The sequence below is a fragment of the Streptomyces sp. BK340 genome, from assembly GCF_007827595.1.
In the GTDB taxonomy this organism is placed as follows: domain Bacteria; phylum Actinomycetota; class Actinomycetes; order Streptomycetales; family Streptomycetaceae; genus Streptomyces.
In genome coordinates, this window is record NZ_VISR01000011.1 from 251,078 (window position 1) to 263,028 (window position 11,951).

10 protein-coding genes and 2 pseudogenes are annotated in these 11,951 nt (G+C 69.4%); 7 read left to right on the plus strand and 5 right to left on the minus strand.

All coding sequences use genetic code 11. The features are described 5' to 3' along the window. Positions 1-105: 105 nt before the first annotated feature. From FB157_RS47410 to FB157_RS21435, 4 genes and pseudogenes are all read left to right on the plus strand, one after another. Positions 106-243 carry a hypothetical protein gene (locus tag FB157_RS47410; RefSeq protein WP_186581621.1) on the plus strand — a complete coding sequence of 46 codons (138 nt, stop codon included), beginning with the start codon at positions 106-108 and terminating at the stop codon, positions 241-243. Next, positions 198-1,165, plus strand: a pseudogene (locus FB157_RS21425) (hypothetical protein). Before FB157_RS47410 ends, FB157_RS21425 begins: the two are co-directional and overlap by 46 nt. 170 nt (positions 1,166-1,335) lie before the next feature. Further along, complete coding sequence (locus FB157_RS21430) at positions 1,336-2,418, plus strand: Ku protein (RefSeq protein ID WP_145882057.1); 1,083 nt, start codon at positions 1,336-1,338, stop codon at positions 2,416-2,418. 21 nt (positions 2,419-2,439) lie between these two features. After that, positions 2,440-3,408, plus strand: a complete 969-nt coding sequence (locus tag FB157_RS21435) for an ATP-dependent DNA ligase (protein ID WP_145882059.1) — start codon at positions 2,440-2,442, stop codon at positions 3,406-3,408. Positions 3,409-3,707: 299 nt separating this feature from the next. Here FB157_RS21435 and FB157_RS21440 read toward each other — a convergent pair whose 3' ends face one another. Next, on the minus strand, positions 3,708-5,045 hold the full coding sequence (locus tag FB157_RS21440; RefSeq protein ID WP_261386412.1) for a hypothetical protein: 1,338 nt from the start codon (positions 5,043-5,045) through the stop codon (positions 3,708-3,710). A gap of 339 nt (positions 5,046-5,384) precedes the next feature. Here FB157_RS21440 and FB157_RS21445 point away from each other — a divergent pair, with 339 nt between their 5' ends. The 3 genes from FB157_RS21445 to FB157_RS21455 all read left to right on the plus strand — a co-directional run bounded on the left by FB157_RS21445 (position 5,385) and on the right by FB157_RS21455 (position 7,371). Further along, entirely contained in the window at positions 5,385-5,666 is a 282-nt protein-coding gene (locus FB157_RS21445) for a hypothetical protein (protein WP_145882063.1), read from the plus strand. 339 nt (positions 5,667-6,005) lie between these two features. Then, positions 6,006-6,830, plus strand: a complete 825-nt coding sequence (locus FB157_RS21450) for a hypothetical protein (protein WP_145882065.1) — start codon at positions 6,006-6,008, stop codon at positions 6,828-6,830. 43 nt (positions 6,831-6,873) lie between these two features. Next, entirely contained in the window at positions 6,874-7,371 is a 498-nt protein-coding gene (locus tag FB157_RS21455) for a DUF6420 family protein (protein ID WP_145882067.1), read from the plus strand. A gap of 67 nt (positions 7,372-7,438) precedes the next feature. On the opposite strand, the gene FB157_RS21460 is transcribed toward FB157_RS21455, so the two are convergent. From FB157_RS21460 to FB157_RS21475, 4 genes and pseudogenes are all read right to left on the minus strand, one after another. Continuing rightward, positions 7,439-8,641 carry an IS110 family transposase gene (locus FB157_RS21460; protein WP_145882069.1) on the minus strand — a complete coding sequence of 401 codons (1,203 nt, stop codon included), beginning with the start codon at positions 8,639-8,641 and terminating at the stop codon, positions 7,439-7,441. Between the two features lie 802 nt (positions 8,642-9,443). Beyond that, positions 9,444-10,454: a transposase gene (locus FB157_RS21465; protein ID WP_315903828.1), complete on the minus strand. Its 1,011-nt coding sequence runs from the start codon at positions 10,452-10,454 to the stop codon at positions 9,444-9,446. 44 nt (positions 10,455-10,498) lie between these two features. Continuing rightward, positions 10,499-10,669 (minus strand): annotated as a pseudogene (locus tag FB157_RS21470) (IS701 family transposase); the annotation flags it as partial. Positions 10,670-10,812: 143 nt separating this feature from the next. Further along, positions 10,813-11,745: an aminoglycoside phosphotransferase family protein gene (locus FB157_RS21475; RefSeq protein ID WP_145882071.1), complete on the minus strand. Its 933-nt coding sequence runs from the start codon at positions 11,743-11,745 to the stop codon at positions 10,813-10,815. Positions 11,746-11,951 lie beyond the last annotated feature (206 nt).

Genomic DNA, 11,951 nt, shown 5'->3' on the forward strand with positions numbered 1-11,951 from the left:
GGGCGCTCAGTCACACGTCAGATCCGTTCTCGTGCCGCGGGCCTGCGAGGCGGGACTCGACTCGGCCGGGATGCGGGGCGGTGAGGTGCGCGTGAGGCTGATGCCATGTCGGAGCGCCGCGTGATCGTCTACCTGCCGTCTGGGACGGGGAACGCGGGCCTGACCGGCTGGGACGAGCTGGATGTCGCTGAGTCGGGATGCATCGAGTGGCACGAGGGCGGGCCGGAGGTGTGGGAACGCTGAACGCGCGCAAAGACCGCCGTGGCGGCCAAGGGCACGACGTGGAAGCCGTCCTCGACGAGCTCTACACCACGTCGCCGTCCGACTTCGTCGCCCGACGGGAGACGCTGGCCGCCGCCGCGAAAGCAGCTGGCCGGGTGGACGACGCCCGCCGCATCCATGCCGCCCGCCGCCCCACCCTCGCGGCCTGGGCCGCCAACCTCCTGCTGCGCTCCCAGCCGGAAGAGAGCCGACAGTTCCTGGAACTGGGTTAAGCGCTGCGCGAGGCCTACCACGCCCTGGACGCCGGCGGACTCAAAGATCTCTCCGCGCAGCGCCGCCGTGTCGTCTCCGCCCTGTCCCGGCAGGCCGCCCAGCTCGCCCGCGACGCCGGGCACCGGCTCTCGGATCCGGTCCAGCAGGACCTCGAAGCGACCCTGCGCGCCGTGCTCGCCGATCCGGACGCAGCCGACCAGTGGGTGGGCGGCCGCCTGGTCAACGCCCTCACCCCGCCATCGGAATTCCGCCCCGGCACCGCACCAGCGGCCGAGAGGCCGGGCACCCGCAGCCGCCCCGCGCCCCCACCGCCGGCACGGGCTGCCAAGGACGAACTCGCCGAGCGGCGCCGCGCCCGCCAGGACAGCTGACCCGGGCCAAGGAGGCAGCCGAGGCGGCCGAGCAGCGCCTGCGCGAAGAACGCGCACGGCAAGCGGACGTCGACGCCGAGCTGCAGCGGGCACGCGAACGCACCGAGCAGGCCCGCCGGCGGATGTCCGCCATCGAAGAGCAACTGCAGCAGGCGCGCGAGGAGGTCCAGCAAGCCGAGAACGAACAGCAGGAAGCCGAGGAACACCGCCGGTCCACCGCCGACGCCCTCGCCCAGGCCGAGCGGGAGGCACACGAGACCGCGCAGCACGTACGCCGCATGACCGCCGACACCACATAGCCCGCACCGGATCAGCGGAGCGCAACGCTGGCTGCTCCTCCCCGCCTCCACCTGCGGCTCGTCACCCCGGGCGCCCGGCGCGCGCCCCTGGTTCAGGAGTGACACCGTGGTCAGCAGGCGCACCCTGCCGGGCGCGCCACCAGCAGCATCAGGCACGGGAGTGAACGGTCATGGCACGCTCGATCTGGACCGGTGTGATCACCTTCGGACTGGCCAGCCTGCCCGTGGGCCTGTACACGGCGACCGAAGACCACACGGTCCACTTCCACCAGCTGCAGCGCAACACCGCCGACCGGATCCGCAACCGGCGCGTCAACGAACGCACCGGCAGGGAAGTACCGTCCGAGAACATCGTCAAGGGCTACGAGCTCGCCGAGGGCGAGTACATCGTCGTCGAGCCCGACGAGCTGGACCAGATCGCGCCAGGCCGCTCCCAGACCATCGACATCACCGACTTCGTCGACTTGGACGACATCGAGCCGGTCTACTTCGACCGCACCTACTACGTCGCGCCCCGCGGCAAGGAGTACACCAAGGTCTACGAGCTGCTGCGCGCGGCACTCGAGGAGTCGGACAAGGCCGGGATCGCGACGTTCGTCATGCGCGGCAAGCAATACCTCACCGCACTGCGCGCCGAGGAGCGGCTGCTGGTGCTGCAGACACTGCACTGGGCGGACGAGGTGCGCGATCCGGGCAAGGAACTGCCCGAACTCCCCTCGCGCCGCGCAGGCAAGGGCAAGGAACTGACGCTGGCCATCCAGCTCGTCGACGCCCTGAGCGCACCCTGGGAACCCGGCCGGTATCACGACAACTACGAGGAGAAGGTCCGTGAGCTGGTCCAGGCGAAGGCCGAGGGCCAGGAGATCGCGGTGGCGGAGGAGGCGCCGCAGGCCACCAACGTCATCGACCTGATGTCCGTCCTGCAGGGCAGCCTCGACCAGGCCCGCGGACAGAAGACGGCCGCCGAGCCGCGGCCGGCCAAGAAGGCCCCCGCCCGCAAGACCGCACGAAAGCCGGCCGCGAAGGCGGCGAAGAGACCCGCCGCCCACAAAGCGCCACCGCAGACGGCACGAACGGCTTCGAAAGCCCGCCAGCGCCGCGCAGGCAAGGGCGACCTGCGGCAGCTGAGCAAGACGGAGCTGTACCAGCGGGCCACCGAGCAGGGCATCGAAGGCCGCTCCAAGATGAGCCGCGAGCAGCTCGTCGACGCACTCACCCGCGCCAAGGGGCGCCGCAAGACGAGCGCCGCCTGACGTCCTCCCGAATGCCGCGCCATGACCTGGACACTTCCCGAGCCAATGCTCTCTGCGGCCGTGAACAGCCCCGATCTGCCGCAGGGGTGGGCAGCCGAGCCGAAGTGGGATGGCTTCCGCGCGCAGCTCTCCACGGAAGCAGGGCAAGTGGTGCTGCGCTCACGGCGCGGCACCGATCTCGCAGGGATGTTTCCCGAGATCGTGGCAGCAACGGCGCAGCTGCCGGACGCGACGGCCCTGGATGGCGAATTGGTGGTGTGGGAGTCCGGGCGGCTGGCGTTCGAGCGTCTCCAAGGCCGACTGCGGCGTGGAGCAGGGGCGGTAGAGGCCTCTACGACATGGCCGTCCCACTTCGTTGCTTTCGACGTGCTGCGGCTGGCCGGCACTGACACGACGGCGTGGCCGTACCGTCGGCGCCGGACCGCGCTGGAGGACCTGTTCGCCGAACGCCAGCTGTCGGCGCCATGGGCGCTGTGCCCGTCGACCACGGACCCCGACACTGCGACCGAGTGGCTGTCATGGACGGCTGTCGGCATGGAGGGCGTCTGCTTCAAGCGACTCGAGGACCCCTACCGACCGTCGGTACGCGGATGGCGCAAGTACAAGGTGCGCGAAACGCAGGAGGCGATCGTCGGCGCGATCACCGGGTCCCTTGCCGCTTCCCGCAGCCTGCTGCTGGGCAGGCTCGACGCCCGCGGGCTCCTGCAGTACACCGGCCGCACCACCACACTGGCCCGCGCTGCCAGCACACGCTTGTCCGGGCTGCTCGTCCCGGCCGCGGCCGGACATCCGTGGACAGGGTGGACGTTCTCCGCTGGGTGGGGCACCAGAGAGACCCTCACCGTCACCCTCGTACAGCCCGAGGTGGTCGTGGAAGTCGCCGCCGACGTCGCCCGGGACAGCGCCGACCGCTTCCGTCACCCGGCCCGGCTGCACCGCATCCGCACCGACCTGACGCCAGCCGACACGCCCTTGTTCCAAACCCGCTAGCCAGCAGTGGCTGTCGGCCGTTCCTCCATACCGCGCCCATCGCCGCCGGGCTGCTCCCGGCAGACGTACGGGGCGGACCTTCGTCAAGGCTCACCCAGGTGCCGCGCGGGAAGCGCGGTGCCAGCTGCTGGGTCCTAGCGTCGTAGTGCCTTGCGTTGACAGGACGGCAGGGCCCGGGCGGCCCCGGCACCCCGCGCCCTGGGCAGGGGCCGCCCCTCCATCTACGACCGTTCGAAGCACCTGAGTGCGCTGCACGAGGGGCGTCGACCAATACACCCGCCCGTCAGCTTTCCGAGATCTCAGAATCTGTGTGGCCAGAAGAACGAGTCAGGGACACGAACGGCGGGCGGCCGCCGGGGGGTCACGACGCCGATGGCATCCTCGGCCGCCCGCAAGGCCTGTTCGTGACTGCCGCTGCCGAGGTGATGAGCAGCGCAGTTTCTGCAGTCGCCGGTCCGGACGTGTGCATGGGGACTGCCGCTGAGACCGCGTACGTGGGCGAAGGCGTGTTCGGGGAAGTCGGCCCGCACCGTGTGCCAGGTGCCGCGTTGCTCTTCTTCGGTGAGCACCGCGGCCACTTCCGGGCGCATCGGCGGGTACACCTGGCCGTCGTGCTCACGGAGCATGAAGACGCGGTCGACGTAGTCGACGGTATCCCCCTTCGGTTGCTCTGCATCGAGCCAGGCCAGAGCCTCACTGCGGCTTCCGGGCCCCCACAGGTACTCGGCGGGGAACTGCGTTGTCTCGAACCGGGCGTCGAACGCCGACCAGTACGCGTCCTCGTACCGGCTTCCGGGGCCAGAAGCGCTGCGGATCAGGATGAAGTGGTATCCGTCGGCGTCGGTATCGTCGCGCAGGGCATCGGCCTGGGCCATGTGGACGCTTCCCTCGTCGTCCCAGGCCATGACGACGATGTCGCGTTCCACCGGGGCGGGGTACAGGCGCCCGCCAGGGGTCGGGTGTCCCCACAGCTGATTGATGAGCTCTGCCAGGTCGTGCAGGGTCCGTGCCGTCTCCACGGGCATCGTGCGGTGGTAACCGGTCGGGTGGGCCACAGCATCGCGCAGCTTCGACATCGCATGCTCGATGCCACGCGTGCGCTGACCACGCAGCAGACCGGCCGCTCGCGCCCAGGTCCGCAGCCCGGCCAGCATGCCGTTGAAGTCGATCAGCGTGCTGCCGACCCTCAACCGCCACTGCGGCGACGGCTGCTGCCGCGGTCTCCGCCTACTCCTCCTGCCCACCTTCTTCACCGCGGCGAACACATCGTCGTAGGTGCGCACGTCCTCGACTACTGGAGACTCCACACCGTTGGCGTCCTCGAACGTGACCGCACCGGCGCACCACTGGACGAACCGCTCGCGCAGTGCCTGCTCCATCACCAGCAAGGCGCGGTCGTCGACCACGGTGAAGACGTCATAGTCGAGCAGGCCATAGGCGAAAAGACGCTGAAGCCGATCGAACTCCCGGCGCGTTCCCTCCGCCACGTCCGAAGCAAGCTCGCAGTCCGCGACCAGCCGCTGCAGGAACTCGGCGGACCGCTCGGCAGGCATTGCACCGCCCAGCCCGAACGGGGTGAAGACGAGCGCTGTCCTGTCCGGTGACTGCAACTCCTCCAGCGAGCGGATCTCTGCCACGGGTACGACCTCCTGTGTGGGCAACCCACCAGACTGCATGAGGAGTTCACCCTGTGCCATTGCTTTTGCTGATGCCGGATGAGGGTGGCGATTCGCAGTCCGCCTACCCCCGCGGTGTCCGCCTGTGCGCTCGCTGCGCGGCCTGGACGACGGCTTTATGCCAGCCGTCCGGCGGGGCGATCTGAAAGGTGATCCAACTCATCGAGGAGGCGAACGGCCAGGAGCGCCTCCTTCGCACAGGGACGGCCCAAGGCGAGACCGCGCCCGAGAACGCATGAGAGGGTGACGTGCTGGTCAACGGCACCGTGCCCCATAGCAAGCGACATAGGATCCATGAACGTGGCACACACATTCGATGATCTTGTGGAGATGCAGGGAGCGGCCGACGAGGCGCACGGCCGGGTACGGGAACTGAAGGACACCTACGGTCGGCCCACGGTGACCCCGTGGCCGCCAGAGCAGACCGAGACGTACGAAGAGGCCTGGCAGCACTGGATGAAGCTAGCCGGTGAAGTCCAGGCCGCCGTCACCGCGCACGCCAAAGGCGAGGACAAACCCCGGTTCGAAGTTGAGGCCGCAGTACGGACCACGGCCCGGCATCCGGAAGCGGCGACGGCCTAGAAGGTCATCGCGCCGGCCCTTTGGTCTGCATCACCGCAACGATCGCGCACCCGGCGGGAGCCGCGCGCAGTGCACTGCGGGCAGTCCAGCACGCGGCCGACTTCGGACTCCGGCCTGTGTACGGGATCACCGACACCGGGCTGGCCCCACTCCACTCCATCCTGGCGCGGTCCGGAGGTATTGGGCCGGGGCGGTGCGCGCCGGACGGTACCGCGGCCCGCAGGGCTGGAGCCGGGCCCGTTGGGTCTGCGGGCTGAAGCCCGAGGCCGGGGGAAATCGGCGGTGATGCGGCGGCCCGCCCGGCAGAATCGGGTGATCGACACGCCCTTTGGGGGAGCTATGCAGGAACTCCGCTTCGACGACGACATCCGGTTCACCGCGGCGGTCAGCAACGACCAGACGTGGCTGCACCGCGCGCTGGGAGCCCACGAGCTGAGCGTTCAGCTCGCCGTCGGGGTGTCGCCCTTCATCGAGGCCGGGAAGATCCTCGCCCTGGAGGCGGACCTGTTCGGCTTCGATACGACGGGGCAGCGCTCCCGGCTCGCCCGGACCACGGCGAACCTGGCGTACACCCCGAAGGTGACCGTCCACCGCGTGAACCTGTCGTTCCCGCTGACGTCGTTGCAGGTCCACGCGGTCGAGGAGGGCCGCACCGGCGACGTCCGGTTCGAGATCGACCTCAACGCGACCCTGCCGCAGGCGCCCGGCTACCCGGGGAGCGCCCAGGACACGACGCACATCACCATCGCCAAGAGCCGGTGGGAACAGCAGCTCGCGCAACTGGGGCCGTCCGCCGCGTTCGAGATGGCCGTGCCGTACCCGCTCGGCGATCCGGAGCGGGACGAGGTCGGCCGGACCCTGCGGGATGCGCAGCGACTGCTGACCGTGGGCGAGGTCCGAGCATCGATCCTAGAGGTCAGGCGGGCGCTGGAGTGGGTCCGGGAGAACGTCACCTGGGACAACCCCGGATCGAGGAAGCAAGCCAGCCAGTGCAACCAGACCGAGCGGTGGTGGCGGATCCAGGACGCCCTGTACGGCCAGACCTGCGGTGCCCTGCACAACGACGCGGTCACCAAGACCTTCAAGTACGACCGGGCCGAGGCGGAGACGCTCCTGGCGATGACCGCCGCACTCCTGCGGAACGTGCCCGGCACCAGCGCGTGACGGGGCGGCCCGGCGACCGCCCCGCGACCGAAACGAGGACCGCATGACAATCGAGCACAACGGCATTGCAGGCCCCTACTTCGAGTACGACGGACTGCCCGCCCAGCACGTGGTGGACAAGGATCTGCCGCTGATCCATCCGTACGCCCCGGTGACGCCCGGCCGCTACCTCACGCCCGGCGGCGGCCGGCTGACCATCCGCCCGACCGAGATGCGCGCCCACATCCGGATCACGCTGGACCACCTGGGCTGTCCCGCCCAGCTCACCGACGAGAAGAACAACGCCTTCAAACGGCTCGCCCTGGCCGCCGAGGGCTACTGCGTGCAGGCCCGGTGCCGACACCGCGCCGCGCACGCGGACGGGGTGCTGCGCATCTTCGAGGTGCGCACCGGGAGCATCCCGCTCGCCGCGTTCGTGCGCGCCGCGCTCGCGGTCGAGCTGGGGGACTTCACTCCCACGGACCGGCTCTTGCAGGAGACCGAAGCGCTGGCCGGGCCTGTCCGCCAGGAGGGCGAGGGGGACCAGGCCAGCGGCGGCTAGACGTCACGTGTCCGCTCTTGCGTGTTCGGCTTGTCCCTGCCGCCGAGGGGTGCCTCTATGTTTTTCGTCAAGCGAGGCGTGGGGTTCGGGGTTCGTAGAAGGTGCCGTCGCGGAGCATTGCGAACAGCACGTTGATCCGTTGGCGGGCCAGGCGGAGAAGTGCCTGGGTGTGGGTCTTCCCGCGGGCCCGGCACCGGTCGTAGTAGGTGCGGGAGGCGGGATCGTGCAGGGCGGCGAACGCGGACAGGAACATGGCGCGTTTCAGCTGCCGGTTGCCGCCTCTGGGCGCGTGTTCGCCGTGGATCGAGGTCCCCGACGACTTGGTCGTCGGGGCAAGGCCGGCGTAGGAGGCGAGGTGGGCGGCGGTGGGGAAGCTGGTTCCGTCGCCGACGGTGACCAGCAAGGTGGCGGCGGTCCTGACCGCGACCCCCGGAATCGAGGTCAGGACCGCGGAAAGAGGGTGAGCCTCCAGCAGCTGTCCGATCTGCGTTTCCAGGGCTCGTCGCTGTTCGTGGACCGCAGCGAGCGAACGAGCCAGGGACGGGATGACGACGTCGAGGGTGCCGGTGCCCGGGACCACGACGGTCTGCTCGTCGAGCGCGTCGAAGATCTCGTCGATCAGCCGGGCAGCCATGCGTGGAGCCTTGGGCCGGATCACCTCAACGAGCCTGCGGCGACCGGCCTTTCGCAAGCTGGCCGGGGATCCGTAGCGTTCCAGCAGCCAGGTCACTGCGCTGTGGTCCAGGCGCGGGCCAAGGACACGCTCAAGGCTGGGGTGGAACTGGGTGAGCAGGCCGCGTATCCGGTTGGAGGTGCGGGTCGCCTCGGCCGCCAGGTCCTGATCGAAGCCCACCAGCACGGTCAGCTCGGCGGTGATCTCGTCGGTGAGTTCCAGCGAGCGCAGGGTGTGCGGCATGGTCCGTGCGGCGTCTGCGATCACCGCGGCGTCCTTCGCGTCGGTCTTCGCCTCGCCCGGGTAGAGATCGGCGATCCGCCGCATGGACAAGCCGGGCAGATAGGCGACCTTGCAGCCGGCGGCCCGGGCGACGGTCAGGGGCAGTGCTCCGATGGAGGCGGGCTGGTCCACGATCACCAGCACGGTGCCGAACTTTGCGGTCAGCTTGTCAAAGACGGCCCGCAACTTCGGCTCGCTGTTGGGCAGCTGCTTGTCGAAGACCTTCTTGCCGGCCGGGGTGAGGCCGTGCCCGTGGTGGGCGCTCTTGCCAACGTCCAGGCCGAGGAAAACGCCCACGTCGTCGATGTCGTCCAACCCATCCTCCCGAACGGGGTTCGTGCGGTGCTGGCCAGGGCGTTGGCGTCGTATGCGCGCATCCACGTTATGCAGACCTGCCGCCCGCAAGCGGCCGGGCATTGCGCCAGGCCAGGCGGTAGTCGGACCTCTCATCAGCGTCTCCAACGGCGCCTCTCGGGCCCGGTGACACCACCCCCCAGGTCATCCGTTCGACAGGGGGGAACAGTCATACCGGGCCCAGAGGCCAGCGGCCCTCTTGCAGGACCGCGGAAAACATAACGGGGGGAGGGTTCACCCGGCGGCAGGGAGATTCATTCGGCGACCACTTGATCGACTCGCCGTTCGGCCCGTGACCGGACATTTCTCCGAAGGTGCCCCGCGCCGAGCCTCTCTTCGCAGTTTCCTCGGCCGACGCTTCCTGCGCGGCGAGTCACGGGATCGCCGCGGCGCTGGAGGGGTTGCGCTATGCCGAAGAACCACGCCCGCAAGAAGGAACTTGCCGAGCTCAAGGAGACGTTCGGCGTCCGGCACCACGACGCCATCGCCATCGTCGACGATCCGCGTCGAGACGAACTCCGCCAGGTCCTCGCCCAGTACTCGGACATCACGACGCACGCGGCGGCCGTCGAGGTCCTCGAACTGCCGGACGATACGCCGGACGCCCCCTGCGACTGCGAACTGTGCACCGCCGAATTGGACGAGCCCAGGGAGTACAGCTTTGGAGGCTCCCCCCGTCTGAAGGGCGGGGGATTCCCGCCCGGCCTGGCGGCCGGACGCCACCGTGCGGGGGCACCTTCAGGCGTACGTGGGGATTCCAGGCTCAGGCAGCCACCGAGTCCAGCGAACCCGGTGGTCTTATGCCCTCAGCACCTGCCGTGCACCAACCCGCCCGGACCAGCATCACGCGCGCCGAGTTCTTATCCCTCGGGGATACGGCTCCGCACGCGGTGCAGGCATACGTTCTCTCCGACAGAGGTAGTGCGTGCTTGGTTCTCGCTCCGCACTGCGCACAGTCCATCGTCGTGTGCGCTGGATGCACGAGGCGCACCTCGCGCCCGTGCTTGCGGCCCATCTCGATCAGGGCCTTCTTGGTCGCACCGATGGCGGCGTCGGCGGCCTTGCGCGCCATGGTCGACTTCGCGAGGAACTTCGGACGGAAGTCCTCCACCGCGATCCGGTCGTGGTCGCGGACAACCTTCTTCGCCCACTTGCGGGCAGTGTCCTCACGCTGCCGGGCGACCTTCTTGTGCAGCTTCGCTGTCTTCCGTTTTGCCTCGCGGTAGCCCTTCGAGGCTGCGCGGCCCTTCGCCGGTCGGCGACGGGCCATTATCCGCTGATAGTGGGCGAGTTTCTGGGCGGCTGTCCTGCCGTGCTGCGGGTGGGGAAGGTCGTGGTCGCTGTTCGTGGTGGTCGCGGTCTCACGCACACCCCAGTCGATCCCGATCACGCGGCCGGTCTCCGGAAGGTGTGCGGTGGTCGTGGCGACGACAAAGCTCGCGTACCAGTGGCCGATACTGTCGCGGTACACGCGCACAGTCGAAGGAGGCGTGGGCAGCTCGCGGGACCAGACGACGGTCAGCACGATGCCGCCCGCCAGGTGCAGGCGCCCGTCTTTGAGACGGAACCCGCGCTGGGTGTAGTTCAAGCTGGGGTCGGTTTCGCGCTTCTTCTTCCAGCGGGGCATTCCGGCCCGCTGCCGCTGAGGGAGCCGAGCCTTGATGTCCTTCACCGCCTTCGCCCGCGATTTGGCGAAGTCGCGTATGACCTGTTGCTGCGGCACGCTCGCGCCCTGTGCGAGCCACGGCGTCACCCGGCGGGCCTCGGTCAGCATCTTGTCGAGCTGCGCTGGACCGCACGTCGTCTTCTCGCCGGTCACCAGACGGCCCGGGACAGCAGATGCTGCATGCCGTGCGGGCTGGCCTCCCCGGCCCACTCCGCGATCGTCCAGCAGTTTTTGCGCGGCAGGTCCGACAGCAGGCCGAGCACCAGCCGCCCGGCTCGCCAGCGGGGTTCGTACCGGGCGAACCGGCCCGCGATACGGCCCATCGCCGTATCGAACGCCTCCCGCCACCGGGCAGGGTCTATGCCGTGACCTGCGGCCATCGCCTCATCGTCAGTACACACAGCTCACGATGATCAACGGTGGCCGCACTCGTCCACTCACCGGACCCGGCCAGCTCCATCACGCACTACGAGCCTTCGGTGAGCAACTCCGCCAGGCGGTCAGCGAATTCGGTGAGCCAGTCCAGTCGTGGTCCGCTGCGGGCGATACGAAATCCGTGGCGGCGGCCCCAGAACGCAGCCTGGACGGCATGGAACTGGGCCCACCGCTGGACGCGTTCACGGTCGAGTTCCGCGGCCTCGGCGAAGACGTCCAAGACGCGGTGGACAGCCTTGCGCAGGTCATCCGCTTCGAGGAGCGTCAGCGCGCGGGACTTCAGTAGTGTGCCGCCGTCGTAGGCAGGATCTCCCACGTACCCCTTGGGGTCGACAGCTAGCCACGGCTCTCGGCCGGCACGCAGGATGTTCCGGGCATGGAGGTCGCCGTGGATGAGGGTGTCCGGCTGGGCCCGACCCAGGTCCCGAACGGTCGCCACGGCGGCATCCAGCACCTGACGCGGCAGGGCATGCGTCAGCTCCTTGGCGTCCTCGCGCAGCTGTTCCTCCCAGGGGTCGGCCTGCTCACGCAGCCGGGGCAGGCAGGGCGGAGCGGGGATGGCCAGGCGGCGATTGAGCCGCCCGGCGACCGTCACCACCTCGTCGCCGTCCTCGACCTCCGCCAGGGTCGACGGCTGAACCCGCTCCAGCAGCATCGCGAACCGCTCGTCGTCGCGCTCATGCAGCAGGACGGCGCCGCACCCGCCCCACGCAACGAACGCATCCGGCTCATGGACGTTGCCAGGATGCGGAAACGACACCTTCAGCACGGCGCTCTCCCCAGCCCGCCGCTGTACCGGAACGATGACGCCGACACCCCCGTGCATGACCTCGCCATCCGGCACGCACCCCCAGCGCCCCAGCAACTCCTCCACGATCCCGGGCAGCTCGGCGAGCCATGCCGCCCCGGCCTCCCCCTCGCGATCGACAGTGCTCTGCGCGAACTCCTCTGGCATCGCGATCATCCCGGCACCCTACGCGCCAGCCCGCCGCAGCCACCAAGCCCAAGCCGACCGCTGCCGCCGCCCGGCAGACCGCGCACTACGAAGATCGCGATCTACAGCTGGAGTACTAGGTACTGACCTTCAAAGCGTGGTGTCGTAGGGGCTGACGTCTCGTGATCGCTGCGGTATGCCGACCGCATGAGGTATGCACAAGGGGGCGGGCTGAC

Coding starts and splice junctions, on each gene's coding strand:
- FB157_RS21455 (WP_145882067.1), top strand. CDS start 6,874: ATGACAATCGAGCACAACGGCATTGCAGGCCCCTACTTCGAGTACGAC.
- FB157_RS21435 (WP_145882059.1), top strand. CDS start 2,440: ATGACCTGGACACTTCCCGAGCCAATGCTCTCTGCGGCCGTGAACAGC.
- FB157_RS21465 (WP_315903828.1), bottom strand. CDS start 10,454: ATGCTGACCGAGGCCCGCCGGGTGACGCCGTGGCTCGCACAGGGCGCG.
- FB157_RS21430 (WP_145882057.1), top strand. CDS start 1,336: ATGGCACGCTCGATCTGGACCGGTGTGATCACCTTCGGACTGGCCAGC.
- FB157_RS21450 (WP_145882065.1), top strand. CDS start 6,006: ATGCAGGAACTCCGCTTCGACGACGACATCCGGTTCACCGCGGCGGTC.
- FB157_RS21475 (WP_145882071.1), bottom strand. CDS start 11,745: ATGATCGCGATGCCAGAGGAGTTCGCGCAGAGCACTGTCGATCGCGAG.
- FB157_RS47410 (WP_186581621.1), top strand. CDS start 106: ATGTCGGAGCGCCGCGTGATCGTCTACCTGCCGTCTGGGACGGGGAAC.